The sequence below is a fragment of the Quadrisphaera sp. KR29 genome, assembly GCF_052644995.1.
Window position 1 is genome coordinate 42438 of the sequence record NZ_JBQXXG010000011.1, and the last position, 24886, is coordinate 67323.

26 protein-coding genes are annotated in these 24886 nt (G+C 76.8%); 11 read left to right on the top strand and 15 right to left on the bottom strand.

The genetic code is table 11. The features are described 5' to 3' along the window. Window positions 1-639: 639 nt before the first annotated feature. Window positions 640-837 carry a hypothetical protein gene (locus ACUN9U_RS11415; RefSeq protein ID WP_445485091.1) on the bottom strand — a complete coding sequence of 66 codons (198 nt, stop codon included), beginning with the start codon at window positions 835-837 and terminating at the stop codon, window positions 640-642. Between the two features lie 199 nt (window positions 838-1036). Here ACUN9U_RS11415 and cls point away from each other — a divergent pair, with 199 nt between their 5' ends. Beyond that, on the top strand, window positions 1037-2527 hold the full coding sequence (gene cls / locus ACUN9U_RS11420) for a cardiolipin synthase (protein WP_445485204.1): 1491 nt from the start codon (window positions 1037-1039) through the stop codon (window positions 2525-2527). Window positions 2528-2549: 22 nt separating this feature from the next. Here cls and ACUN9U_RS11425 read toward each other — a convergent pair whose 3' ends face one another. The 5 genes from ACUN9U_RS11425 to ACUN9U_RS11445 form a co-directional block, all read right to left on the bottom strand. Further along, the gene (locus tag ACUN9U_RS11425) at window positions 2550-3752 is read right to left on the bottom strand and encodes a GDSL-type esterase/lipase family protein (RefSeq protein WP_445485092.1); all 1203 of its coding nucleotides are present in this window, start codon (window positions 3750-3752) and stop codon (window positions 2550-2552) included. A 28-nt stretch (window positions 3753-3780) separates the two neighbouring features. After that, window positions 3781-4221: an Asp23/Gls24 family envelope stress response protein gene (locus ACUN9U_RS11430; protein WP_445485093.1), complete on the bottom strand. Its 441-nt coding sequence runs from the start codon at window positions 4219-4221 to the stop codon at window positions 3781-3783. After that, the gene (locus tag ACUN9U_RS11435; protein ID WP_445485094.1) at window positions 4218-4652 is read right to left on the bottom strand and encodes a DUF2382 domain-containing protein; all 435 of its coding nucleotides are present in this window, start codon (window positions 4650-4652) and stop codon (window positions 4218-4220) included. Before ACUN9U_RS11435 ends, ACUN9U_RS11430 begins: the two co-directional genes overlap by 4 nt. Before the next feature lie 19 nt (window positions 4653-4671). Next, the gene (locus ACUN9U_RS11440; protein ID WP_445485095.1) at window positions 4672-5643 is read right to left on the bottom strand and encodes a PRC and DUF2382 domain-containing protein; all 972 of its coding nucleotides are present in this window, start codon (window positions 5641-5643) and stop codon (window positions 4672-4674) included. Between the two features lie 266 nt (window positions 5644-5909). Continuing rightward, window positions 5910-6341, bottom strand: a complete 432-nt coding sequence (locus ACUN9U_RS11445; protein WP_445485096.1) for a hypothetical protein — start codon at window positions 6339-6341, stop codon at window positions 5910-5912. 198 nt (window positions 6342-6539) lie between these two features. Here ACUN9U_RS11445 and ACUN9U_RS11450 point away from each other — a divergent pair, with 198 nt between their 5' ends. Then, window positions 6540-7442 (top strand): hypothetical protein, encoded by a 903-nt coding sequence (locus ACUN9U_RS11450; protein ID WP_445485097.1) that lies wholly within the window; start codon window positions 6540-6542, stop codon window positions 7440-7442. Window positions 7443-7448: 6 nt separating this feature from the next. Here the strand turns inward: ACUN9U_RS11450 and ppgK are convergent, their stop codons facing one another. Continuing rightward, the gene (gene ppgK / locus ACUN9U_RS11455) at window positions 7449-8216 is read right to left on the bottom strand and encodes a polyphosphate--glucose phosphotransferase (protein ID WP_445485205.1); all 768 of its coding nucleotides are present in this window, start codon (window positions 8214-8216) and stop codon (window positions 7449-7451) included. Window positions 8217-8417: 201 nt separating this feature from the next. Between ppgK and ACUN9U_RS11460 the strand changes: the two genes are divergently transcribed. Beyond that, window positions 8418-8603: a hypothetical protein gene (locus ACUN9U_RS11460; protein ID WP_445485098.1), complete on the top strand. Its 186-nt coding sequence runs from the start codon at window positions 8418-8420 to the stop codon at window positions 8601-8603. 2 nt (window positions 8604-8605) lie between these two features. Further along, the gene (locus tag ACUN9U_RS11465; protein ID WP_445485099.1) at window positions 8606-9046 is read left to right on the top strand and encodes a VOC family protein; all 441 of its coding nucleotides are present in this window, start codon (window positions 8606-8608) and stop codon (window positions 9044-9046) included. Window positions 9047-9089: 43 nt separating this feature from the next. Here ACUN9U_RS11465 and panB read toward each other — a convergent pair whose 3' ends face one another. Genes panB through ACUN9U_RS11480 form a run of 3 tightly spaced genes read right to left on the bottom strand, consistent with a single transcriptional unit; the run spans window position 9090 to window position 13278 of the window. Beyond that, window positions 9090-9905, bottom strand: a complete 816-nt coding sequence (gene panB, locus ACUN9U_RS11470) for a 3-methyl-2-oxobutanoate hydroxymethyltransferase (RefSeq protein WP_445485100.1) — start codon at window positions 9903-9905, stop codon at window positions 9090-9092. Continuing rightward, on the bottom strand, window positions 9902-11731 hold the full coding sequence (locus tag ACUN9U_RS11475; RefSeq protein WP_445485101.1) for an NAD+ synthase: 1830 nt from the start codon (window positions 11729-11731) through the stop codon (window positions 9902-9904). Before ACUN9U_RS11475 ends, panB begins: the two co-directional genes overlap by 4 nt. A gap of 41 nt (window positions 11732-11772) precedes the next feature. Then, window positions 11773-13278, bottom strand: a complete 1506-nt coding sequence (locus tag ACUN9U_RS11480; protein WP_445485102.1) for an MFS transporter — start codon at window positions 13276-13278, stop codon at window positions 11773-11775. Between the two features lie 55 nt (window positions 13279-13333). Here ACUN9U_RS11480 and ACUN9U_RS11485 point away from each other — a divergent pair, with 55 nt between their 5' ends. The 4 genes from ACUN9U_RS11485 to ACUN9U_RS11500 are packed head-to-tail and all read left to right on the top strand — an operon-like array spanning window position 13334 to window position 19313. Then, a complete protein-coding gene (locus ACUN9U_RS11485; protein ID WP_445485103.1) occupies window positions 13334-14680 on the top strand; it encodes a glutamine synthetase family protein in 1347 nt (448 codons plus the stop codon). Continuing rightward, on the top strand, window positions 14677-15447 hold the full coding sequence (locus tag ACUN9U_RS11490; RefSeq protein ID WP_445485104.1) for a type 1 glutamine amidotransferase: 771 nt from the start codon (window positions 14677-14679) through the stop codon (window positions 15445-15447). Before ACUN9U_RS11485 ends, ACUN9U_RS11490 begins: the two co-directional genes overlap by 4 nt. Next, window positions 15444-18566, top strand: a complete 3123-nt coding sequence (locus tag ACUN9U_RS11495) for a bifunctional [glutamine synthetase] adenylyltransferase/[glutamine synthetase]-adenylyl-L-tyrosine phosphorylase (protein WP_445485105.1) — start codon at window positions 15444-15446, stop codon at window positions 18564-18566. The genes ACUN9U_RS11490 and ACUN9U_RS11495 overlap by 4 nt, the downstream gene beginning before the upstream one ends. Before the next feature lie 57 nt (window positions 18567-18623). After that, entirely contained in the window at window positions 18624-19313 is a 690-nt protein-coding gene (locus ACUN9U_RS11500) for an SDR family NAD(P)-dependent oxidoreductase (RefSeq protein ID WP_445485107.1), read from the top strand. Window positions 19314-19612: 299 nt separating this feature from the next. On the opposite strand, the gene ACUN9U_RS11505 is transcribed toward ACUN9U_RS11500, so the two are convergent. Genes ACUN9U_RS11505 through ACUN9U_RS11520 form a run of 4 tightly spaced genes read right to left on the bottom strand, consistent with a single transcriptional unit; the run spans window position 19613 to window position 21984 of the window. Further along, window positions 19613-19753 carry a hypothetical protein gene (locus ACUN9U_RS11505; protein ID WP_445485108.1) on the bottom strand — a complete coding sequence of 47 codons (141 nt, stop codon included), beginning with the start codon at window positions 19751-19753 and terminating at the stop codon, window positions 19613-19615. A gap of 25 nt (window positions 19754-19778) precedes the next feature. Next, entirely contained in the window at window positions 19779-20108 is a 330-nt protein-coding gene (locus ACUN9U_RS11510; protein ID WP_445485109.1) for a hypothetical protein, read from the bottom strand. After that, the gene (locus tag ACUN9U_RS11515; RefSeq protein ID WP_445485110.1) at window positions 20105-20980 is read right to left on the bottom strand and encodes a glycosyltransferase family 2 protein; all 876 of its coding nucleotides are present in this window, start codon (window positions 20978-20980) and stop codon (window positions 20105-20107) included. The genes ACUN9U_RS11510 and ACUN9U_RS11515 overlap by 4 nt, the downstream gene beginning before the upstream one ends. Then, window positions 20977-21984: a glycosyltransferase family 2 protein gene (locus tag ACUN9U_RS11520; RefSeq protein ID WP_445485111.1), complete on the bottom strand. Its 1008-nt coding sequence runs from the start codon at window positions 21982-21984 to the stop codon at window positions 20977-20979. The genes ACUN9U_RS11515 and ACUN9U_RS11520 overlap by 4 nt, the downstream gene beginning before the upstream one ends. A 128-nt stretch (window positions 21985-22112) precedes the next feature. On the opposite strand from ACUN9U_RS11520, the gene ACUN9U_RS11525 reads away from it, so the two are divergent. The 3 genes from ACUN9U_RS11525 to ACUN9U_RS11535 are packed head-to-tail and all read left to right on the top strand — an operon-like array spanning window position 22113 to window position 23847. Further along, entirely contained in the window at window positions 22113-22301 is a 189-nt protein-coding gene (locus ACUN9U_RS11525) for a DUF2795 domain-containing protein (RefSeq protein ID WP_445485112.1), read from the top strand. Further along, on the top strand, window positions 22298-23299 hold the full coding sequence (locus ACUN9U_RS11530) for an NAD-dependent epimerase/dehydratase family protein (RefSeq protein WP_445485113.1): 1002 nt from the start codon (window positions 22298-22300) through the stop codon (window positions 23297-23299). Before ACUN9U_RS11525 ends, ACUN9U_RS11530 begins: the two co-directional genes overlap by 4 nt. Beyond that, a complete protein-coding gene (locus tag ACUN9U_RS11535; RefSeq protein ID WP_445485114.1) occupies window positions 23296-23847 on the top strand; it encodes a 2'-5' RNA ligase family protein in 552 nt (183 codons plus the stop codon). Before ACUN9U_RS11530 ends, ACUN9U_RS11535 begins: the two co-directional genes overlap by 4 nt. Here the strand turns inward: ACUN9U_RS11535 and ACUN9U_RS11540 are convergent. Then, the gene (locus ACUN9U_RS11540) at window positions 23796-24821 is read right to left on the bottom strand and encodes a DNA-3-methyladenine glycosylase family protein (protein WP_445485115.1); all 1026 of its coding nucleotides are present in this window, start codon (window positions 24819-24821) and stop codon (window positions 23796-23798) included. The two genes, ACUN9U_RS11535 and ACUN9U_RS11540, sit on opposite strands and share 52 nt — an antisense overlap. Window positions 24822-24886: the final 65 nt, after the last annotated feature.

Genomic DNA, 24886 nt, shown 5'->3' on the forward strand with positions numbered 1-24886 from the left:
CTTGAGTGACGGCGCTTTCGTGGGGCGAATCAAGTGATCATCTGCGCCTGTCGGCACGTGATGGGAGAGCGGCGCAACAGGATGGGTGCAGGCTCAATCGGCACCATCCACTCCCGGAGGGATGGGATGGGCGGGGCGTGGCGGAGAAGAGCCTTGACCTGGTCGCGGCGGTCTCCCTGGCGTGTGTCCGGGGCGTTCGAGCGCCAGTAAGAACACCGCTTGTGCCGTGATCGTCTTCCAGTGGCTCCGCCCGGCTGCGGCTGATGCGGGCTGATGCGGGCTGATGCGGGCCTCTAGTTGAGGAGCCGCGTCGCGTGTTGGGCCCGCTCGTCACTTTGCGGAGGGTGTCGCGGCGATGAGAGCTGCACCCGGGGCACGCAGGTGTCCATTGCTTCAGGCCATCAGTTTTAACTTCGGTCGCTGTCCTCCTCGTCTCTGTCCTCAGATCGTCCTCAACGGGGCCGTTTGCGACCGTCGCTGGCCAACGGGCGCCAACGGCAGAACTGCAGGTGGGCGGCCATGGAACGTTATCTCTGCAGGTCAGCGGCTTGTGCGGGCCCGTTCCCGGCGTACAGGCTGGCTCGTCCGCCCGCACCACCGGCCGGCCCGCGCAGCTGCTGCGCGGGCCGGCCGCCGGCGTCAGCCCTCGCGGCGCAGCTGCAGGGCGCGCCGGCGCAGCGCGCCCACCCGCGCGGCCCCGCGCCGGTAGTCGGCGCTCTCGCGGGCCGCGGGCGGCCAGCTGCGCACGCCGTGGACGTGGTCGCCCTCGTGCCGCGCCGGCAGCTCGCACTGCAGCCGCGGGCCGAGCACCGACGCGCAGCGGTCAGGGTTGAGCACGGCGACCCCCATCGTCCCGCCCCAGCGGCGGACCGTCCCGCCACGCGACCATGATGCGCGCGCGGCGCGAGCGCGCCGGGCGCGGCGCGCGGAGCGACGCTCGACCTGCGGCGAGCCCCGAGGCCGCCCGCGCTCCGACCCCGCCGTCGGGTGATCTCCGCGGGCGGGGCGTGCCCGGCTGCGGTGGAGTGGTGCAGTGCTGCCGATCTCCGACGTGCTGCCGGACGCCCTGCCCGAGTGGGCGGGGCCGGTGGTCGTGGTGGTCGGGGTGCTGGCGGGCCTGGTGGTCGCCGCGGTCATCGCCCACGACCGGCACCCCTCGGCCGCGCTGGGCTGGGTGCTCGCCGTCGTGCTCATCCCCTACGTGGGGCTGCTGGCCTTCCTGGTGATCGGCAGCCCGAAGCTGCCGCGCGCGCGGCGCGAGAAGCAGCGCCGCTTCGACCAGCTGGTGCTCGAGCGGACCACGGAGCACCGGCCGGTGCACCTGACCCCCGAGCACGAGCAGCTGCCGGTGCTGCGCACCGTCCACGCGATGAACCGGCGCCTGGGCGCGATGCCGGTGCTCTCGGGCAACACCGCCGACCTCCTGGAGGACTACGTGGGGTCGCTGTGGGCGATGACCGCGGAGGTGGAGGCCGCCCAGCACTCGGTGCACGCGGAGTTCTACATCCTGGCCCTGGACGAGACCACCGAGCCGTTCTTCGCCGCCCTGGAGCGCGCCGCGGCCCGCGGGGTGGTGGTGCGGGTGCTCTTCGACCACCTGGCCAGCCTGCGCGTCAAGGGCTACCGCGCGATGCTGCGGCGGCTGCGGCGCTCGGGAGTGCTGTGGCGGCGCGTTCTGCCGGTCTTCCCCACCACGCCCGAGCTGCTGCGGATCGACCTGCGCAACCACCGCAAGCTCCTCGTGGTCGACGGCGCGGTGGCCTTCACGGGCAGCCAGAACGTCGTCGACCCGGCGTACGGCAAGCGGAGCAACCGCCGGCGGGGGAGGCGCTGGGTGGACGTCATGGCCCGCTTCGAGGGCCCGGTGGTCACCGCCCTGGACGCGGTGTTCGTGGCCGACTGGTTCTCCGAGACCGGGGAGCTGCTCGACGACAGGCTGCGCACCGACGTGCCCCCGGCCCCCGACCGCAGCAGGGAGCTGCAGGCGCAGGTGGTGCCCAGCGGGCCCGGCTACGAGCAGGAGAACAACCTGCGGCTCTTCGTCTCCCTGCTGCACGCCGCCCAGGAGCGGGCGGTGGTCGTCTCGCCGTACTTCGTGCCCGACGAGTCCCTGCTGCTGGCCATGCGCAGCGCCGCCGAGCGGGGCCTGGACGTGCAGCTGTTCGTCTCCGAGCGCGGCGACCAGGCGCTGGTGCACCACGCGCAGCGCTCCTACTACGAGGCGCTGCTGCGCTCGGGGGTGAGGATCTTCATGTACCCGCCGCCGTTCGTGCTGCACGCCAAGACGCTCAGCGTGGACGAGGAGGTGGCGGTGATCGGCTCCTCCAACCTCGACATGCGCTCCTTCGAGCTCAACCTGGAGGTCACCGTCCTGGTGCGCGGCACCGACTTCTCGCGCCAGCTGCGCCAGGTGGAGGACCTGTACCGCTCCCGCTGCCGGGAGCTGACCGCCGAGGAGTGGGGCCGGCGCGACCTGGTGGCCCGCACGGCGGACGGCCTGGCCCGCCTGGCCAGCGCGCTCGTGTGAGCCGGTCCGCCCGGCGCGCGCCTCAGCGCACGGCGAAGGGACCGCCGGCCGCGAAGGCCCACCGCGCGAAGCGCTCCGCCACCAGCCGGTGCGTGGCTGCGTCGGGGTGCAGCCCGTCGGGCAGCGGGTGCTCCTCGGCGTCCAGCGGGCCGTAGAGCTCCAGCCCGTCGAGCAGGTGCAGGTGCGGGTCCTCGCCCTGGCGGGCGGTCACCACCTCGGTCACCACCTCGCGGGTCGCCCGCAGCGACAGCCGGCCGGTCGCGACGTCGGCAGGGTCCCCGGTGGCGGTGAAGCGCACCTCGCCCCCCTCGAGGACCGGGGCCGACGGGCCGGGCACGTCCTCGTGCACGGGGCAGGCCAGGGCCGTCACCACGACCAGCGGGACGTCGGGGTGGCCCTCGCGCACCGTGTCGAGGAAGCCGTGCAGTGCCGGCCCGAACGCGCGCCGACGCATGACGTCGCCGTTGACCACGTTGATCCCGACCTTGAGGCTGACCAGGTCGGCGGGGGTGTCGCGGACGGCCCGGGCGGTGAAGGGGTCGAGCAGCGCGCTGCCGCCGAAGCCGAGGTTGACCAGCTCCACGCCCCCGAGCGCCGCGGCGAGCGCGGGCCAGGTGGTGCTGGGGCTGTCGGCTCCCGAGCCGTGGCTGATCGAGCTGCCGTGGTGGACCCACGTCGGCCGGCGCGGTCCGGCGGTGCCGGCGTCGGCGTGACCGGCGCCGCCGGTCGGGAGCGCCACCGGCTCCACCGGGGCGTCGGCGCGCAGGGCCACCAGCGTGGTGACCTCGGTGTGCGGCAGCCACACCTCCAGGTGCTTGCCACCGGGGGGCAGGTGGCGGAAGCGGACGGTGCCCACCGGCCCGCGGCGCAGCGACCGGGCCCCGCTGACCAGGTCGATCTCCAGGACGTCGCCGCCGGGAGCCGTGGCGCGCTCGACCAGCACGCCGTCGACCAGCGCGTCGTAGACGCCGTCTGGGCGCGGCGGAGCACCGGGGTAGTGGTTGGTGGTCCGGACCACGTCCAGCTCCAGCTGGGTCGCCGCGGTCCGCAGCACCAGGCGCACCCCCGAGGGCTGGGCGACCGCCATCGCCGTCTGCTCGTCGGGCACCTGCGCCCGCGCCCGCGCGGGGAGGCGCTGCGGGAGCAGGCCCCTGTCGGTGCGGGCCAGGTCGAGGGCTCCGCGCAGCAGGTCAGGGGTGATCGGAGCTGTCGTCCACGCGGTCACCGGCCCACCCTGTCAGGGGCGCCACGGGTCAGCGCGCGCTGGTGCGGGTGCGCGGCAGCGGCGGCCGGCCCGGCAGGGCGACCCGCCCCTGGTCCTGGGCCCTGGGGTCAGCGCCACCGCTGGGAGGGGCGTCGTCGGCGGGGACGTGCACGTCGGCCACCACCACGTCGACGGCGGTGACCCGCAGCCCCGTCAGGCGCTGCACGGCCTCGGCGACCGAGCGGCGGACGGCAGCCGCCACCGCCGGCAGGGAGGTGCCGAGGTCGGCGACCAGCTGCACGCCCACCGAGGCCCGGTCGGGTCCGACCTCCACCACCACGCCCCGGGTGGGCGGGGGGCCGGTGGGGACCAGCGCGTGCACACCGGGGACGTCGCGGACCGCGAGGGCGGCGACCTTCGCGACGACGCGGTCGGCGACCGCCGTGGTGCCGCGCGCAGCCGGGGAGGCTGCGCCTGCGCCCTGGCTCACGGGGCGCCGCCGGGGGAGCTGGAGCGCACCGCCTCGTCGGTGGTGACGTCGAGGACCTCGCGCCGCTCGTCGAGCCTGACCTGCGCCGCCCCCTCCACCCGGCGCACGCCCACGTGGACCCTCTCGTAGGGCACCACCTCGAGCCCGACCACGGGGCGCTCCTCGGACAGGACGAGCTCGAGGGGCAGCGGGGGCGCCGGTGTGCTGCTCGCGCCCGAGACGTCGAGGGCGTCGTCGAGGCGTCCGTCGAGGGGTTCGGCCTCGACGCGGAGCACCTCCCGCCGCACCGCCACGACGACGGTCACCTCCTCGGTGACGACCTCCCGGCGCACCCGCACGCGCTCGCGGGGGACGCGGCGCAGGCCGACGGTGGTGCTCTCCGCGGAGAGCACCACCTCGGCCTGCTCGCGAGGCCCGCCGTGAAGGGTCACGGCCCGGCCGCTCGGTCCCTCAGAAGCGGTCGCGGTCGCGACCGGCGTCGGCGCGGGCAGCGTCGGCGTCGAGGTCGATCTCCTCCTTGCGGACGTCCGCGGAGACGGTGCGCTCCTCGGCGACCTCCCGCGTGCCGACCTTGACGCGCTCGACCGGCTCCACGGTGGTGTTCACGACGGGCACCTCCTCGTGGAGGACCACCTCGTGCTCCTCGTCGCTGAGCTCGGGGCCGGACGTGGCGGCGCCGCGGTTGGCCTCGGTGATCGGCTCGCGCTCGACCACGACCTCCTCGTGGGAGGTCGGCACCTGGCGGGTCTGGGTCTCGGTGACCACGTGCTTGCGCAGGCGGGCGCGTCCGGCCTCGCGGCGCTGGGTGCCCACCTCGAGCCGCTCCTCGGAGCGGGTCATGGCGTCGTCGGTCGTGGGGCCGGAGGTGTCGTGGCCCTCGGTGCCCAGGCCGCGGCCGGTGCCGGTGCGGTCGGTGGAGGTGCGGTCGGTGGCGGCCAGGCCGGCGGTGCCCTGCGCGGCGCCCAGGTCGTCCATGCCCTCGTAGTCACCGCGGTGCTGCCCGGTCCCGCCGGCGTAGCCAGCGCCCTCGCCGGCGAGGTGCTCGGCGCCCGTCGTGCCAGCGGTCGTGCCGGTCACCTCGTCGGCGCCGGGGCGGCCGTGCGAGGCGTCCAGGCCGTAGTGCCGGTAGAGGCGCTCCTCCTCGTCGGGGGTGAGCTGGCCGTCGGCGTCGGTGCGCGGGGCGTCCTTGACGACGTCCTTGGTGTAGGGGACCTGCAGGTCGTCGGCGGTGGTCGTGGCGCCGGCGAGCGGGACGAAGGTCTCCGAGGTGCCGAACAGGCCGGTGCGCACGGTCACCCACTCCGGGCGGTCGGTGGTGTCGTCGAGGTAGACCTCGCCGACCTTGCCGATCTTGGAGCCGTCAGAGGCGATGACGGTGGACCGCCGCAGGGCGTCGATGTCGAAGGTCGTACCAGAAGCCATGGGGTTCCTCCCGTGGAGCGTTCGTCGGCGGGTGGTGGGCCTCGCAGGGAGCCCGCGCGCCCGCCTCGCGGTCTCGGGCGCCGGGGTTCTCCAGCGCCGCAGGACGTGCTCCAACGGTGGCAGTGATGGCATGCGCTCGCCACCTGAGCGCGGGCCCGCGGCGGTCCGCCGGACCCGTCCGCCCCGCTCGGGCCGGGCGCCGCACCCGGACGCACCTCGGGGGCGCCCACCGGTGGTGGGCGCCCCCGAGGAGCGGGGCCGTGCGCTCAGTCGGTGCGGCCCGCGCGCCGGGCGGTGTCCGCCAGGAGGGTGCCCGCGATGCCGGCGAGGAAGACGTCCTTGGCGATGGCCTGCCCCTGCTCGGTCCAGCGCAGGCTGCCCGGCTCCCGCATCCCGGGCACCCGCAGGTACAGCCCCAGCAGCCCCCCGCTGAAGGCGGCGAGGGCGGTGGCGACCAGCCCCGTCGGCACGAGCGGCACCAGCAGCGCGGACCCGAGCACGATCTCCGCGGTGGACAGCGCCCTGACGAACGTGGCCGGCTCGACCTGCCGCAGCACCGGGTAGGCGGTGGCCGCGAAGCCGTGCAGGCCCTCGGCCACCTCCTGCGGCGCGTTCCGCTTGGACAGCCCCGAGTTGAGGATGTACGCGCCGCTGGCGATGCGGGCGGGCAGGTGCGAGGGCACGACGGGGCTGCGCACGGAGGTCCTCCGGGTTGTTCAGGGTCTGTTCGGCGGGGCCACGAGCAAAGGCGCTGGTCAGGCTAGCCAGCACGACACCCCGGCGCGACCGGCGCCGATCGGGCGAAGTCCCGGACCGAGGGCCCCCGGCTGGCTACCGTGGGTGGCGGGCTGCCGCAGCGTCCGGTGCTGCGCGGTGTGCGGAGGTGGAGGGCGGCTGTGGGGCGACGGGCGAAGCGGGGCTCCGGCCTCCGCCTGGCGCACCCCGCCGAGGGCGTCGCCCTGGGGGTCGCCGGCCTGCTGGTCGCCGCGACACTCACCATCTCCCTCGGCGGCCTGCCGGGCGGCGCGGACCCCGCCGCGTCGGGGACGTCTGCCGCCGGCCCCGGAGCTGCCGCCGGGCGCGGCGGCGCGGTGGCCGGCTCCGGTGGGGCCGCCGCCAGCACCGCCGCCGCGGCGACCGCCGACCCCTTCAGCACCGCCCAGGCCGACCGCCTCTCGCGGCTGGTCAGGGTGCAGCCGCCGCTGACGGCCCACGGGTCCGAGGACGCCATCCTGCCCGGGGCCGGGGTGATGATCGAACCCCGTGGCTACCAGGTGGCGGCCACCAACCCCGCAGCCCTCCTGCCCGACGGCGTCTTCGACCTCCCGGGTCCGGAGGCTGCCGCCTCGGGCGACCTCGGGGCCGGCAGCAGCAGCACCACGGCCACGGCGGGCCCGACCACCTCTGCACCGCCGGCGGGCCCGGGCAGCGCACCGGCCACGCAGCCCGGCGGCGCTGCGGGTGCCAGCAGCCCGGGCGCCTCCCCGGCGCCCAGCACCGCGCCCCCCACCTCCCCGCCGCCCGCCGCCGGCGGCTCGGGCGGCGCCGGCGCGGAGGGCGCAGCGCCCAGCCCCGGCACCGACAGCTCCTCCGGCGGCGCCGGCACGGCGACGACCTCGACGGGCACCACCGCCGGCGGCTCCAGCAGCACGACCGCCGACGCCGCCCCCGGCGACCCGGTCACCGCCCTGTCCGCGCCCGCCGCCGGGTCCGGCTCGCGCACCGGTGACGGCTCGACGTCGCCGTCGTCGTCCGCGGCGACCACCACCGCGGACGCCCCGACGGCCTCGGGGGGCTGAGGCGGGTCAGCGGTGCCGCTCGCTGGCCAGCGCCGCAGCGCCGACGATGCCCGCGGAGTTCAGCAGCTGCGCCGGCACGATCGGCGTGCGCAGGGACAGCTCGGGCAGGAACTTCTCCGACTTCTTCGACACGCCGCCCCCGACCACGATGAGGTCGGGCCACAGCAGCGCCTCCAGGCTCCTGAAGTACTTGGTCAGGCGCTTGGCCCAGTGCGACCAGGACAGGTCGTCGCGCTCGCGGGCGGCGTCGGAGGCGCGCGTCTCGGCGTCGTGCCCGTCCACCTCCAGGTGCCCCAGCTCGGTGTTGGGCAGCAGGACGCCGTCGTTCAGCACCGCGGTGCCGATGCCGGTGCCGAGCGTGGCGACCACCACGACGCCCCGCACGCCCTTGGCGGCGCCGTAGCGCGCCTCGGCCACCCCGGCGGCGTCGGCGTCGTTGACCACGTGGACCGGGTGCCCGGTCACCGCCCCCATGAGCGTGGCGACGTCGAAGTCGATCCAGCCCTTGTCGACGTTGGCGGCGGTCCGCGCGACGCCGTGCTGGATCACGGCCGGGAAGGTGATGCCGACCGGCAGGCCCGCGCCGCCGTCGGGCAGCCGCTGGCCGAGCTGCTCGACGATGTCCTTGACCACGCGGGAGACGGCGTCGGGCGTGGAGGGCTTCGGGGTGGCGATGCGGATCCGCTCGGCGGAGAACTGCCCGGCGGCCAGGTCGACGGGGGCGCCCTTGATGCCCGAGCCGCCGATGTCGATGCCGATCCCGGTGCCGCGCACGGCCCCGGAGGACGCCGGTGCGGGCGCTGCGGCCGGCACGGTCGCGGGGGCGGTGGTCGGCTCGGCGGGGGTCTCGGGTGCCACGGCGACGCAGGCTAGCCCGAGGCCGTGCCCGCGGCAGCGCGAGCACCACCGCGCGGGTGGCGGCCCCGCGGGGGGCCTGGCTCGCGCGGCCGCGCGCCCGGGAGCACGATCTCGCGCATGAGCGACGACCGGGACGCCCCGCAGTACTGGTTCAACACCAAGACCGGCCAGGTCGACGTCGGCCACCTCAAGCCCGGCGCCACCCTCATGGGCCCCTACGCCACCCGGGAGCAGGCCGAGCGGGCTCTGCAGACCGCCAGGGAGAAGACCGAGGCGTGGGACCGCGCCGAGGAGGAGGACTGAGCGTGGACGCGACCGCCCCGCCCGCCCCGCGGGTGCAGGTGGTCCTCGACTGCGCCGACCCCCACGCCCAGGCGGAGTTCTGGGCCGCCGCGCTGGGCTACGAGGTGGAGGACGTCGCGCCGCTGGCACGGCGGATGCTGGACCAGGGGCACGCCACCGGCGCCGACGTCCTCGAGCGCGGCGGGACGCTCGTGTGGCGCGACGCCGCCGCGGCCCGCGACCCGGGCGGCGTGCGGCCGCGGCTGTACCTGCAGCGGGTGCCCGAGCCCAAGACCGTGAAGAACCGGGTCCACCTCGACCTGCACGTCGGGGCCGACCGCGTCGACCCCGAAGTCGCCCGGCTCGAGGCGCTCGGCGCGGCGCGCGCGGGGGAGGGGCGGCAGGGCCCGCAGCGCTGGGTGGTCATGACCGACCCCGAGGGCAACGAGCTCTGCGTCAGCTGACCCGCCGCTCGGCGGGCCGACCGCCCACGGGCGGGAGGGGCGTCTACTCGGGGAAGGTGTGCTCGGGACCGGGGAAGGCGCGCGAGCGCACCTCGGCGGCGTACTCGGCCGCCGCCTCGCGCAGCGCGGTGCGCAGCTGCGCGTAGGCCTTGGCCAGCCGGGGGGTGCGCGCCGACAGCCCCGCCATGTCCAGCCAGACGAGCACCTGCCCGTCGCAGCCCGCCCCCGCGCCGATCCCGATGGTCGGGACGTCCAGCGCCGCCGTGACCCTCTCGGCCACCGCCCCGGGCACCACCTCCAGGACGACGGCGAAGGCGCCCGCCTCCTGCAGGGCGAGGGCGTCGGCGAGCAGCTCCTCGGCGGCCGCGCCGCGGCCCTGCACGCGAGGGCCGCCCATGGCGTTGACCGACTGCGGCGTGAACCCGAGGTGGCCCATGACGGGGATCCCCGCGTCGACGAGCGCCCTGACCTGCGGCACCACGCGGCGCCCGCCCTCGAGCTTGACGCCGTGAGCGAGCCCCTCCTTGAGCATGCGCACGCCCGTGCGCAGCGCCTGGGCGGGGCCCTCCTCGTAGGAGCCGAACGGCAGGTCGGCGACGACGAACGGCCGGCCCCCCCGGGAGGCGACCGCCCGCACGTGCGGCAGCAGGTCCTCCACGGTCACCGGGATGGTGGTGGCGTGCCCGTGGAGGTTGTCGCCCACCGAGTCGCCCACCAGCAGCACGTCGATCCCGGCCTCGGCGAAGACGTCGGCCGTGACCGCGTCGTAGGCGGTGAGCATGGTGATCGGCTGGCCGGCGGCCTTCATCTGGCGCAGGTGGTGCACCCGCACGCGCTTCGGCGCGATGGGCTCGCTCATCGGGACTGCTGCTCCCGCCAGTGGGTGGTGATGGGCAGGCGCCGGTCGCGCCCGAACGCCACCGAGCTGATCTTCACGCCCGGCGCGAACTGGCGCCGCTTCCACTCCGCGCGGTCCACCAGCCCGACGACGTCGTCGACGACCTCGGCGGCGAAGCCCGCCTCGAGCAGCTCGCTGCGCCCCTGGGCCCCCACGACGTAGTGCTCCAGGACCTCGTCGAGCACCTCGTAGGGCGGCAGGGAGTCCTGGTCGGTCTGCCCCGGGCGCAGCTCGGCCGACGGCACCTTGGAGATGCTGTTCTCGGGGATCGGCGGCACCTCGCCGCGCTCGGCGGCGCGGGCGTTGCGCCAGCGCGCCAGCTCCCAGACCAGCATCTTGGGCACGTCCTTGAGCGGGGCGTACCCGCCCACGGAGTCCCCGTACAGCGTGGAGTACCCCACGCTCAGCTCGGACTTGTTGGAGGTGGCCAGCACGAGGTGGCCCTCGGAGTTGCTCAGCGCCATGAGCGTGGTGCCGCGCACGCGCGCCTGCAGGTTCTCCTCGGCCACCGGCGAGAGCGTCATCGCCTCCGCCAGGCCGGCGGTGAACGCGTCGACCATCGGGGCGATGGGCACGAGCCGGTAGTCCAGCCCGGTGCGCGCGGCCAGGTCGTCGGCGTCGGTGCGGGAGTGCTCGGAGGAGTACGACGACGGCAGCGAGATGCCCGTCACCGCCTGCGGCCCGAGCGCGTCGACGGCGATCGCGGCCACCAGCGCGGAGTCGATGCCGCCGGACAGCCCCAGCGCCACCCTGGAGAAGCCGTTCTTGCGCACGTAGTCGCCCAGGCCCAGCTGCAGGGCCGCCCAGACCTCCCCGACCGGGTCGAGGCGCTCGCGCTCGCCGCGGTCGACGCTGTCCAGCGCGGGGCGCTCGCGGCCGGCGGTGGCGGGTGCGTCGCTCACGACCACGTGCTGCACCCCGGCGGTCAGCCGCTGCGGGTCGAGGCCGTTCTGAGGGAGCTCGACGTCCACGAGCAGCAGGTCCTCGGCGAACTGCGCACCGCGGGCCAGCAGCTCCCCGTCGGCGGCCACCACGAGGGAGTCGCCGTCGAAGACGAGGTCGTCCTGGCCGCCGACGAGGTTCAGCCACGCCAGCGGGCAGCCCGCCTCACCGGCGCGGCGCTGGGCCAGCGCCAGGCGGGTGTCGTCCTTGTCGCGCTCCCACGGGGAGCCGTTGAGCACCAGGAGCAGCTCGGCGCCGGCCTGGCGGGCGCGCTCGACCGGCCCGCCGTCCTGCCAGAGGTCCTCGCAGATGACCACGGCGACGTCGACACCGCCGATGCGCGCGACCAGCAGGTCGCGGCCGGGCACGAAGAAGCGGAACTCGTCGAAGACGCCGTAGTTGGGCAGGTGGTGCTTGGCGTAGCGGGCCACCACCTGGCCGCGGTGGAGCACCGCGGCGCAGTTCTGGGGCATGCCCTTGGGCACGCCCACCACGCCGCGCTCGTCGCGGCCGGAGCCGGCGCGGGCGGCGGCCTCGGCGTCCAGCTGCGTCGCGGGGTCGGTGACCCTGTCGAGGTACCCGACGACGACGGGGGTCTCGCCCAGCCCGTCGGCGGCCAGGTCGCGCGCGAGCTGCTGCACGGCGCTGCGGGAGGCCTCCACGAAGGAGGAGCGCAGCGAGAGGTCCTCCACGGGGTAGCCGGTGAGCACCATCTCGGGGAAGGCGACCAGGTCGGCGCTGGCTGCGGCGGCCCGCGCGGCGTGCTCGCGCACGAGGGCGGCGTTGCCGGGCAGGTCCCCGACGACCGCGTTGACCTGGGCCAGCGCGAGGCGCAGCTGCGTCATGGTGCGAGCCTAGCCAGCGCGTCCGCGGGGGCCCCCGCGCCTCAGCGGTGGGCCCGCTCCTGCCCGCCGGTGGGGGAGGAGCCGTCGCCGTGGCCGCTGCGCCGCACGTCGACGAGGGCCACCACGAGCGCCGCGAGCACCAGCAGCGCGCTCATCGCCAGGGCCGCCGACAGGCCGTCGCGGGGGTCGCCCGCGGCGCTGACGGCCAGGAAGACCGCGCTGACCACCGCGAGCCCGATGCCGGACCCGACGCGCTGGAAGGTCTGGAAGACCCCCGACGCGCTGCCGGCGTCGCGCGCGTCGATGTTCGCCAGCGACAGGTTGACGTTGGGCCCGATGACGATGCCGCTGCCGAAGCCGGCCACGAGGAAGGGCACGAGGAGCAGCAGGCCGGTCCAGGCGTCGCCCACCGCCGGGGCCACCAGCTCGACCACCGCGATGACGGCCAGCAGGCCCACGGCGACGGCCACCAGCCCGCGCACCACCAGCAGGCGCCCCTGGGCCACGACCCGCCGGCCGGCCCACGGCGCCGCGACCGCCGACGCCAGCGCGAACGGCGTCTGCGTCAGGCCGGCCTCCAGGGCGGAGTAGCCCAGGCCGTCCTGCAGGTAGAGCGTGACGGTGAAGAAGATGGCGATGAAGCCGCCGAAGTACAGCGACCCCAGCAGCACGCCGGGCCCGAAGCCGGGGGCGCCCAGCAGCCCCGGGCGCGCCAGCGGCAGGTGCCCGGCCGCGGCGTAGCGGCGCTCCCAGCGCACGAAGGCCCAGCCGCTGGCCGCGGCCACCACCAGCGCCACGACCACGAGCAGCGGGCCGAGCACCTCCCGCTCCTGCACCGCGCCGAGCACGAGGCCCACCGCGACGGCGAGCAGCACCGTGCCCACCCAGTCCAGCCGCGAGCGCTCGGCGCTGGCGCGGTCGGAGATCAGCCGCAGCCCCAGCACGAACGCCGCGGCCGCCACCGGCATGTTGACCAGGAAGACCAGCCGCCAGGACTCCTCCCACGGGATGAGCGTGATGATGACGCCGCCGAGCAGCGGCCCGACCGCCGTCGACAGCCCCACCGTGGCGCCGAACCTGCCGAAGGCGCGGCCGCGCTCCGCGCCGCGGAACTCGGAGTTGATGATCGCGGTGATCTGCGGGTTGAGGACGCCGGCGCCCAGGCCCTGGGCGATGCGGGCGGCGATGAGCGCCTCCGGGCTCGGCGCCAGGCCGCACGCCAGGGAGCCCAGGGCGAAGAGCACCAGCCCCACCAGGAAGATCTTCTTGCGGCCGAACGAGTCGCCCAGGCGCCCCGCCGGCACCAGCGCGAGCCCGAAGACCACGGCGTAGCCGGTGACCACCCACTGCAGCTGGCTGCCGGAGGCGCCCAGGCCGGAGGAGATCGAGGGCAGGGCGACGTTGACGATGCTGACGTCGAGCAGCGTCATGAAGCCGGTCACGAGGCAGACCCACAGCACCCGCCAGCGGTTCGGGTCCAGCTCGGGCCCGTCGTCGCCGGAGCCGGGTGCGCCGCCGGTGGAGCGGGCGCGGGAGTCGGTGGTCACGACTGACCATCCTCAGCCCGCTCTGGCGCCCGCGCGCGTTCGGCATGATGCCCCCATGGACAGGCAGCAGGAGTTCGTGCTCCGCTCGGTGGAGGAGCGCGACATCCGGTTCATCCGGCTGTGGTTCACCGACGTCAACGGCTCGCTGAAGTCGGTGGCCGTGGCCCCCGCGGAGCTCGAGAGCGCCTTCGCCGAGGGCATCGGCTTCGACGGCAGCGCCATCGAGGGCCTCACCCGCGTCTCCGAGGCCGACATGCTCATGCGGCCCGACCCGGCGACCTACCAGGTGCTGCCGTGGCGCACCGACGCCGTCTCGGGCCAGGGCACCGCGAGGATGTTCTGCGACATCCTCACCCCCGAGGGCACGCCCGCGGCCTCGGACTCGCGCCAGGTGCTCAAGCGGGTGCTCGCGAAGGCCGCCGACGCCGGCTTCACCTTCTACACCCACCCCGAGGTGGAGTTCTACCTGCTGCAGGACGACGCCCGCCGCACCGGCGTGCCGGTGCCGATCGACTCCGGCGGCTTCTTCGACCACGTCGCGCGCGGGGAGGGGCAGGACTTCCGCCGCCAGGCCATCTCCATGCTCGAGGCGATGGGCATCTCGGTGGAGTTCAGCCACCACGAGGCCGGCCCGGGCCAGAACGAGATCGACCTGCGCTACGCCGACGCGCTGTCCACCGCCGACAACATCATGACCTTCCGCACCGTCATCAAGGAGGTCGCGATCCAGCAGGGCGTCTACGCGACCTTCATGCCCAAGCCCATCGCGGGCCAGCCCGGTTCCGGCATGCACACGCACATGTCGCTGTTCGAGGGCGACCGCAACGCCTTCCACGACCCGGGGGGCCAGTACGGGCTGTCGAAGACGGGCAGGTCCTTCATCGCCGGGCTGCTGCACCACGCCCACGAGATCACCGCGGTGACCAACCAGTACGTGAACTCCTACAAGCGCCTGTGGGGCGGCGACGAGGCGCCCTCCTACGTGTGCTGGGGCCACAACAACCGGTCGGCGCTGGTGCGGGTGCCGATGTACAAGCCCCGCAAGGCCGGCGCCGCGCGCGTGGAGTACCGCGCGCTGGACTCCGCGGCCAACCCCTACCTGTCCTTCGCGCTGCTGCTGGCGGCCGGCCTCAAGGGCGTGGAGGAGGGCTACGAGCTGCCCGAGCCCACCGACGAGGACGTCACGCGCATGACCGACGCCGAGCGCCGCGTCATGGGCATCACCCCGCTGCCCGCCAGCCTGGACCGGGCGCTGACGGCGCTGGAGGCCTCCGACCTGGTCGCCGAGACCCTCGGGGAGCACGTCGTCGACTACCTGCTGCGCGACAAGCGCGAGGAGTGGAGCCAGTACCGGGCGCAGGTCACCCCGTACGAGCTGCGGCGGCACCTGCCGGTCCTGTGAGCGCCCCGCTGACGGGTCCGGTGCTGCTCGTCGTCGAGCACGAGGACGGCTGCGGGCTGGGCCGCCTGCAGCCGCTGCTGGTCGGCTCGGCCACCGCGGCCGGCGGCCGGCTCGACGTGCGCCGCCCCTGGGCCGGCGACCCGCTGCCCAGCGGACCCGGCGCGCTGGACGGCGTCGACGCGCTCGTCGTCCTGGGCGGTCAGGTGGCCGCCTGGGACGACGAGGTCGCGCCCTGGCTGCCGGCGACCCGCGCCCTGCTCGCCGCCGCGGCCTCCGGCGGGGTGGCGGCCCTGGGGCTGTGCCTGGGCGCGCAGCTGCTCGCCCTGGCCACCGGCGGACGCGTCGAGCCCGGCGCCGCGGGCGCCGAGGCCGGGCTGCTCGAGGTGCGCGCCACCCCCGCCGGTCGCGCCGACGCGCTGGTCGGCGCCGTCGTCGCCTCCTGCGGCGAGCGGTGGCTGGCGCCGCAGGCGCACGGGGACGCCGTCACCGAGCTCCCGCCGGACGCCGAGCTCCTCGCCACCAGCGACCTCTACCGCGTGCAGGCGCTGCGGGTGGGCGAGCGCGCCTGGGGGGTGCAGTACCACCCCGAGGTGCTCACGTCAGACCTGCTGGCCTGGCTGCAGGAGTGGCACACCGCCGTGCTCGCGGGGCGCGGCAGCTCGGTGGAGGCCGAGCGGGCGGCGCTCGCGGCGGCCGAGCCGCACCTGGCGCAGCTGGCGGCGGTGCACGCCCGGGTGCTGCTGGACGCAGCCGGGGGGCCGCGGTGAGCCCCGCCGCCCCCGGCGGCCCCGCCGGCCCCGGCGCGCTGGAGCCGGGCGCCCGGCTCGACAGCGCCGCCGCCCAGCTGCTGCGCACCGGCTTCACCGGCGGGCGCAGCGCGGTGGCCCTGCTGTCCGACGCCGCCCTCGAGCCGCTGGCGCGCCGCGCGGGCGGGCTGGAGGGGGTGGTGGCCGCCCTGGGGGCCACCGCCGACCCCGACCGCGCCCTGCTCGCGCTCGTGCGGCTGCTGGAGCGCACCGGCGACCCCGAGCTGCTCGGCGTGCTCGCGCAGCCCTCGCCCGTGCGCGAGCGGCTGCTGGCGGTGCTGGGCGGCTCGGTGGCCCTGGGGGAGCAGCTGGTGCGCCACCCCGAGCAGTGGCGCGCGGTGCGCGAGGACCCGCTGCGCCCGCCCGTGGACGACGACGCCGACGGCGCGGGCGACGACGACGACGCCGAGGGCGGCGGTGACCGCGCCGCGGTGCGGGCGCTGCTGCTGCGGGCGGTGGGCGCGGACCCGGCCGACGCCGCGCCGGTGGCCGCCCTGACCGGTGACGCCGGGCGCGACGCGCTGCGGCTGGCCTACCGCGAGCGGCTGCTCGCCGTCGCCGCCGCCGACCTGGCCGGGCCGGACCCGCTGGCGGCCGTCGACGCGGTGACCCGCTCGCTGTCCGACCTCGCCGACGCCGCGCTGGAGGCGGCGCTGGCGCTGGCCCGCGCGGTGGTCGAGGGCGCGCAGCGCTGCCGGATCGCGGTCATCGCGATGGGCAAGTGCGGGGCGCGCGAGCTGAACTACGTCAGCGACGTCGACGTCGTCCACGTCGTGGCGCCCGGTGAGGACGCCGAGGGCGGCCCGGTGGACGAGGAGACCGCCGTCGCCGTCGGCACCCGCCTGGCCAGCGAGCTGGCGCTGGCCTGCTCGGCGACCACCGCCGAGGGCGTGCTGTGGCCGGTGGACGCCAACCTGCGCCCCGAGGGCCGCGACGGCCCGCTCGTGCGCACGCTGGAGAGCCACCTGCACTACTACCGGCGGTGGGCGAAGACCTGGGAGTTCCAGGCGCTGCTGAAGGCGCGCCCGGCCGCCGGTGACCCCGAGCTGGGCGCCGCGTACGCCGCCGCGACCGCCGACCTGGTCTGGCGCGCCGCCGACAGGCCCGACCTGGTGGAGGGCACCCAGGCGATGCGCCGCCGGGTCGAGCAGCACGTGCCCGCCAAGGAGCGGGACCGGCAGCTGAAGCTCGGCCGCGGCGGCCTGCGCGACGTGGAGTTCAGCGTGCAGCTGCTGCAGCTGGTGCACGGGCGCACCGACCCGGCGCTGCGCACCGCCAACACCCTCGACGCGCTGCAGCGCCTGGCCGCCTACGGCTACGTGGGCCGCCACGACGCCGCCGAGCTCGACCACGACTACCGGTTCCTGCGGGTGCTGGAGCACCGCCTGCAGCTCAAGGCCGTGCAGCGCACGCACCTGCTGCCCACCGCCGAGGCCGACCTGCGCCGCCTGGGCCGCGCCGCGGGGGTGCCCGGCGGCGTGGAGGGGCTGCAGCGGGAGGTCGCGGTGGTGCGCCGGCGGGTGCGGCGCCTGCACGAGGCGCTGTTCTACCGGCCGCTGCTGGCCGCCGTGGCCGCCCTCAGGCCCGACGAGGTCCGCCTGTCACCCGCCGCCGCCCAGGCCCGGCTGGGGGCGCTGGGCTACCGCGACCCCGCCGGGGCGCTGCGGCACATCGCCGCGCTGAGCTCCGGGGTCAGCCGCCGCGCGGCCATCCAGCGCCAGCTGCTGCCGGTGATGCTCGGCTGGTTCGCCGAGGGCGCCGGGCCCGACGAGGGGCTGCTCAGCTTCCGGCGCATCAGCGAGAAGCTGGGCGGCTCGCACTGGTACCTCAAGATGCTGCGCGACGAGGGCGCGGCCGCCCAGCGCGTGGCGGTGGCCACGTCGTCCTCGCGCCTGGTCGCCGACGGCCTGGAGCGCGACGGGGAGGCCGTGCGCTGGCTCGGCGACGACGCCGAGCTGGCCCCGCGCCCCCGCTCGGCGCTGCGCGCGGAGGTCGCCCGGGCCACCGCCCGCCAGGAGGACCTGACCGCCGCGGCCGCGCTCGTGCGGCGCCTGCGCGGCCGGGAGGTGCTGCGCACGGCGCTGGCCGACGTGCTGGGCCTGCTCGAGGGCGCCGCGGTCCGCGAGGCGCTGAGCACCTCCACCGGCGCCGTGCTCGACGCCGCGCTGGAGGTCGCCTGGCGCGCCCCCTCGGTGCTCGCCGCGGGCAGCGGGGAGCCGGTGACCCGCTTCGGGGTGGTGGGCGTCGGGCGCCTGGGCGGGGCGGAGATGGGCTACGGCTCGGACGCCGACGTCATCTTCGTCCACGACCCGCTGCCCGGGGTGGCCGCCGCCGACGCCCAGGAGCAGGCGCTGGCGCTGGCCACCGAGCTGACCCGGATCCTCACCGCCCCCGGACCGGAGCCGGCCCTGGAGGTGGACGCCCGGCTGCGCCCCGAGGGGCGCAACGGCCCGCTGGCGCGCTCGCTGGGCTCCTGCCGGGAGTACTACCGGCGCTGGTCGGAGCCCTGGGAGGCCCAGGCGCTGCTGCGGGCGGTGCCGACCGCCGGAGACCTCGGCGTCGGGCGCGCGTTCTGCTCCCTGGTCGACCCGCTGCGCCACCCCGACGGCGGCGCCGACGAGGCGGTGCTGCGCGAGGTGCGACGGGTCAAGGCGCGCGTGGAGGGCGAGCGGCTGCCCCGCGGCATCGACCCGCGCCGCCACCTCAAGCTGGGCCCGGGCGGGCTGGCCGACGTGGAGTGGACCGCGCAGCTGCTGCAGCTGCGCCACAGCGGCGACCTCCCGGCGATGCGCACGCCGTCCACCACCGGCGCGCTGCGCGCCGCCGCCGAGGCGGGACTGGTGGACCCCCACGACGTCGACGTGCTCCTGGAGGCCTGGGAGCTCGCCTCCCGGCTGCGCGACGCCCTGGTGCTGCACAGCGGCAGGCCGACGGACGTGCTGCCGCGCGAGGCGCGCGACCTGGACGCGGCCGCCCGGCTCCTGGGCTACCCGGCCGGGTCGGCCACCGCCGTCGAGGACGACCTGCGCCGCACGGCGCGGCGCGCCCGCGCCGTGGTGGAGCGCGTCTTCTACGGCTGAGGCGGGCCCCCGAGCGCTGGACGTGCGCGAGCGCGGCGGGCGGGAGAGGGTCGGCCCGTGGACCTGAAGGACGCTCGGGTGCTGGTGACGGGTGCGACCGGGGGGCTGGGGCGGCCGACCGCCACCCGCCTGGCCGCGGCGGGAGCGCGGCTGGCGCTGACAGCCCGCGACCAGGGCCGCCTGGAGGAGCTCGCCGGGTCGGTCGAGGGCGGGCGGCCGGGGACCGTGGCGGCCGACCTCACCCTGCCCGACCAGCCGCAGGCCGTCGTCGACGCTGCCGTGGCGCACCTGGGCGGCCTCGACGCCGTCGTGCACCTCGCGGGCGCGTCGGGGTTCTCCGCCGTGGGCGAGGAGGACGACGACGCCCTCGACGAGCTGCTCCTGGTCGACTACCTGGCGCCCGTCCGCCTGCTGCGCGCAGCCCTGCCGGCGCTGCGCGAGAGCCGGGGCACCGCGCTCGTGGTCACCGCGGTGCTCGCCGAGGGGCCCGTGGCGGGCATGGCCGCCTACGGCGCCGCCAAGGCCGCCCTGTCCAACTACGTCGGGGCGGCCGCCAAGGAGCTGCGCCGCTCCGGGGTCCGCGTGGTCGACGCCCGCCCGCCCCACACCGAGACCGGCCTGGCCGAGCGCCCGCTGACGGGCACCGCACCTCGGCTGCCGAGGGGCAAGGACCCCGACGACGTCGCCGCCCGCCTCGTCCAGGCCCTGGTCGACGACGAGCGCGAGGTCCCCTCCTCCGCCTTCTGAGCCGGCCACCCCGCTCCGGCTCCAGACCTCGGGCACCCGCGGGGCGGGGACGGGTCGCCGGTGGGCTTCCGGAGATGGCCCCCTCCCGGCGGTACCGCCCCCGCCTCGAGCTTTGAGGGCCATCTCGGGAAGCCGCCGGAGCCACGTGGCGCGGGCTGTCCCGTCCCGGCTCCAGACCCCCGACCGCCGCCAGGCGGGGACGGGTGCCCGGTGGGCTTCCGGAGATGGCCCTCATCCCCGGCGCCGGGGGGACCGTCAGGCAGGCCGCTGCGCGGCGGCCGCAGGCGGGCTGGACCGCGTCAGCAGCCGCACTGCTTGAGCGCCGGGTCCAGCGGGGCGTGCTCGGCGATGACGCGGCCCTCGCCGTCGTACCAGGTGAACAGCTCCACGCCGTCGACGACGCCCTCGCTGACCAGGCGCACCTCCTCGCTCGTGCTCACCCGGCCATCCTGGCGCGGCCGCGCCTCAGCGGCGAGGGGTCTTGCCCCGCCACGCCAGCGACTGCGCGTCCAGGGGGCGCAGCACCGCGTCGCCGCCGTCGGCGATGGACTCGGCCAGCGCCACGGCGCGGGCCAGCTGGTCGTCGGAGAGCCGCTCGAAGGCCGGCCCGCGCCGCCCGCCCGTCCCGGTGCGCCCGAGGACGTCGTACCAGCGCCCGCCCACGGCGTGGTCGAGCACCACGCGGCCCAGGCAGTGGTCGGCGTGCACGACCCAGCGCTCGCGGGCGGCGCGCTCGGGCAGCTCGCGCAGCACCAGCTGCCGGTAGCGCGCCAGCAGCGCCTGCCGCTCGCTCACTGGCCCAGCGAGCGGGCCACCGCCTCCAGCGGCGCCGGCACCACGCGCCGCGCGCGCAGGGCCCGCGGCGCGTCCCGCAGCGCCGGCACGAGCGCCGCGCGCTCGGGGCCGCCGGCCGCCCACGCGCGCCGCACGCGCTCGGCCACCACCGGCCAGGGCCGCCTCATGAGCGCCGTGAGCAGGGCCGAACGGGTGATCCGGGTGCGGCGCCGCTCGTCGGTGTCGCGCGAGGCGGACTTCTTCGGGTGGTGGTGCACCACGAGCTCGGGCACGTAGGCGCTGCCCCAGCCGTCGCGGGCGAGGTCCAGGGCCACGCGCTCCTCCTCCCCGGGGAAGACCACGACGTCGTCGAAGCCGCCGACCTCCAGGAAGGCCGAGCGGCGCACCACCGCGGCGCACGCGATGAAGCCCAGCGTGGAGGGACCGGGCAGGTCCGGCTCGGTGCCCAGCGGCGCCTGGGCGAGCACGTCGTTGAAGGGGTCGGGCCGCTCAGCCTCCCCGACGAGGATCCGCGCGGTGAGCAGCGCCGCGCGCGGGTGGGCGTCGAGCAGCTCCACGGCGCGCTCCAACGAGCCCGGCGCCCACCAGGAGTCGTCGTCGGCGAAGGCGACGTAGCGGGTGACCGCCCGCTCCACCCCGAGGGTGCGCGCGGCCGCGCCGCGGTTGGCCGGCAGCGGCACCACCTGCACCTGCGGCAGCGCGGCGCGCACGGCCTCGACGGTGCCGTCGCGGCTGCCGTTGTCGACCAGCAGCACCGGCAGGCCCTGCTCCAGGTGCCGCGGCAGGGAGGCCAGCAGCTCCTCGCGGCGGTCCATGCTCGCCACCACGACGGTGACGGCGTCGGCGAGCGGGCCCGGAGGCGTCGTCGTCATCCGACGTACGACCTGGCGGTGGAGCGGGTCTGGGCGTCCTCGAGGGCCAGGAAGCGCGCCTCGGCGTGCGGGGGCAGCGGGCGGCGCTCGCGCAGCACCCACGGCAGCCCCCGCACCGCGTCGCCCACGGCCAGCGCCGTGGTGCGGTCCTTGGGCACCTGCAGCGCCAGCACCCGCAGCCGCCGCAGCGCCGCGGGCCAGGGACGGCGCAGGAGCGTGAACCACACGGTGTTGCGGATGCCGTGCCGGCGCCGCAGCGAGGAGTCGCGGACGGTGGAGGCGTGGTGGTGCACGGTGAGGTCGGGCAGGTAGCACAGCTCCCAGCCGGCGGCGGCGAGGTCGGCGGCGCACATCTCCTCCTCCCCGCCCAGCCACAGCCGGGCCGAGAAGCCGCCGACCTGCTGGAAGGCGTCGACGCGCACCACCGAGGCCCCCGCGAGGAAGCTGCCCAGCGCCGGGCCCGGCAGCCCCGGCCGCGAGCCGGCCACGGGGGAGTCGCGCAGCTCGGCGACGATCGGGTCCTCCCGCCCGCTGGGCTCCACGACGATCCGGGCGGTGAGGACGGCGACGTCGGGGTGGGCGTCCAGCACGTCAGCCGCACGGGCCAGGCTGCCGGGCTCCCACCAGGTGTCGTCGTCGCAGAAGGCGGCGTAGCGCAGGCCCAGCTCGGCCAGGCGCGCCACCCCGACGTTGCGCCCGACGGCGCCCGCGTTGTGCGCCAGGGCCACCACTTCCAGCCTGCCGGAGGCCACGGCGGCCGGGTGCGCGCGGCGCAGGGCGCCCGCGGTGCCGTCGGTGGAGCCGTTGTCGACGACGACGACGCGGGGCCGCTCGGGCAGCTCCAGGAGCCGCGCCACCGCCGCCAGGGCCTCCTCGCGGCGCTGCCAGGTGATGACCACGACGCCGGTCCGCGCGTCAGGGGCGTCGCCGCGGCCGCCGTCGTCGGCGGGGGCTGTGGCGGGGGAGGGGCGGGTGGCTGCGCGGGAGGGGGCGGTGCTGGACATCGCGGCCGATCCTGCACCGGCCCTGCTCGGTTCGCGCGTCCAGCCCCGGTGGGGTGCACTGGCCCCCGGGTGGCGCCACCCGGTCGAGACCAGCGGCCGCCCGGCGCCGTGAGCAGGAGGGTCCGACCGTGGCCGACACCAGTCCCATCGAGCTGACCAAGCACCTCAAGGGCGTGGACTACCCCGCCAGCAAGCAGGCCGTCATCGACACGGCCAAGGGCAACGGCGCGCCGAAGGACGTGCTCGACGGCCTCGAGCGCATCCCCGACCGCGAGTACGAGGGGCCCTCGGGCGTCACCCACGAGTTCTTCGCGTGAGCGCCCCCTCCTCGGCCACCCCCTCGAGCGTGCTGCCGCAGCGCGGCTCCTGCCGCGCCGTCGTCACCGGCGGCGCCGGCTTCCTGGGCAGCCACCTGTGCGAGGAGCTGCTGGCGCGCGGCACCCAGGTGGTCTGCCTGGACTCCTTCCTCACCGGCGGGCCGGGCAACGTCGCCCACCTGGCCGAGCGCTACCCCTCCTCGCAGTTCCGGATGGTCCGCTGCGACATCACCGACTTCGTGCACGTGCCCGGTGAGGTCGACCTGGTGCTGCACTTCGCCTCCCCGGCCTCCCCGATCGACTACCTGCAGCTGCCCATCGAGACCCTCAAGGTCGGCGCGATCGGCACCCTGCACGCCCTGGGCCTGGCCAAGGAGAAGGGCGCGCGGTTCCTGCTGGCCTCCACCAGCGAGGTCTACGGCGACCCGCAGGTGCACCCCCAGGGCGAGGACTACTGGGGCCACGTCAACCCCGTCGGCCCGCGCGGGGTCTACGACGAGGCCAAGCGGTACGCCGAGGCGATGACGACCGCCTACCGCACCACCCACGACGTCGACACCGCGATCGTGCGCATCTTCAACACGTACGGGCCGCGGATGCGCCCGCACGACGGGCGGGCGATCCCCACCTTCATCCGCCAGGCGCTGGCGGGGGAGCCGATCACGGTGGCCGGTGACGGGATGCAGACCCGCTCGGTCTGCTACGTCGACGACCTCGTGCGCGGCATCCTGGCGCTGGCCGGCAGCGGCCACCCCGGCCCGGTCAACGTGGGCAACCCCCACGAGATGACCGTCAAGCAGATCGCGCAGGACGTGGTGGCGGCCACCGGCTCGCGCTCGGCGATCGAGTTCGTGCAGCGGCCCGTGGACGATCCCCAGGTGCGCCGTCCGGACACCACCCTGGCGCGCACGCTGCTGGGCTGGGAGCCGGCCGTGCCGTGGGAGCAGGGGCTGGCCAGCACCGTCGACTTCTTCACGGGGCTGCGGCAGGCGGCGTGAGCGCGGCAGCGGTCCCTGCGGGGACCGACGGGCGGCCGCTGGTGGTCACGCTGGCGCTCGACGGCGCCAGCCAGGACCGCCTCGACGCCCTGCGCCGCGCCCACTTCCCCGCCGACCGCAACCACCTGCCCGCGCACGTGACCCTCTTCCACGCCCTGCCGGGCGCCCGGGAGGCCCGCGTGCACGAGCTGCTCGCCGCCGAGGCCGCGCACGTCCCGGCCTTCGAGGTGCGGGTCGGTGAGGTGATGCGCCTGGGGCGCGGCACCGCGCTGCGGCTGGCCTCCCGGGAGCTGGACGGGCTGCACGCCCGGCTCCTGGCGCGGCTGCGCACCGAGCTCGGCGATGAGGAGCTCACGGCCCAGGACCGCCACCGGCTGCGGGCGCACGTCACGGTGCAGAACAAGGTCGACCCCGCGGCGGCGCGGGCGCTGGCCGACCGCCTGGAGGTGGAGGTCTCCCCGTGGAGCGCCCGAGCCGCGGCGCTGGAGCTGTGGCGCTACGACGGCGGCCCGTGGCTGCCGGTGCGGGACTTCCCCCTCGCCACCTGAGGTGCGCCGGGCGCCCCGGGCGCCCTTGGCGTCCGGGTGGCGCCAGCGCTTGCGGGCAGCGCGTTGATCGCGTGCGGCAGCACGCCCCACAGGTGCTGCACGGCGTAGGACCGCCACGGCGCCCACCCCGCGGCCCGTCGCTCCAGCGCCCGCGCCTCGCCCGGCAGCCCGAGCGAGCGGGCCGCCGCGAGCACGCCGAGGTCGCTGGCCAGGAAGGCGTCGGTGTCGCCCAGGGCCCGCATCGTCACCGTGTGCGCCGTCCACGGCCCGATGCCCGGCAGCGCCAGCAGCTGCGCGCGGGCGCGCGGCGGGTCCCCGCCGTCGTCGACGTGGCGCAGGTCGAGCGCTCCTGAGGCCAGCACCCGGGCCAGGTGGCGCAGCGTCTCGCGGCGCCGCGCGGGCAGGGCGAGCAGGCGCGCGGCGGCGTCGTCGTCCAGGGAGGCCACGGACGCGGCGCTGGGGAACAGCCGCAGGCCCGCGGGTCCTCCTCGGAGCTGCGGCAGCGGCTCACCGAGGGCCGCCACGAGCCGGGCGGCGTGCGTGCGCGCCGCCGCCGTGGAGACCTGCTGGCCGAGGACGGCGCGCAGCGCCACCTCCTCCGCGCTGGGGGAGCCGGGCACGCGGCGCCCCGGGACGGCGGCCACGAGCGGGGCGAGCACCGGGTCGGCCGACAGCGCGGCGTCGGGCGCGGCCGGCTCGAGGTCCAGGTCGAGCAGCCGCCGGCACAGCACCACCGCGAGCCGGCCGTCGGCGGGGGCGGTGGTGGTCACCTCGGCGCGCACCGCGCTGCCGCCCGGCCGCGGCACGTGCAGGACGACCGTGCCGGGGCCGCCGGGCAGGCGCAGGCTGCGCCGCAGCGCCCCGCTGCCGGGGCCCTCACCGGGCAGCCACTCCTCGACGCCCGGGACCGCCGTCGCCGCCAGGTGGCCGAAGAGCTGGTCGGCGTGCAGCGGCGCGGTGAGGGGCAGGTCCACGCCCGACAGCCTGCTGCCGGCGCGCCGCGGGCCGGCCGGGGGGTGCGCGGGGAGCCGTAGCCTGG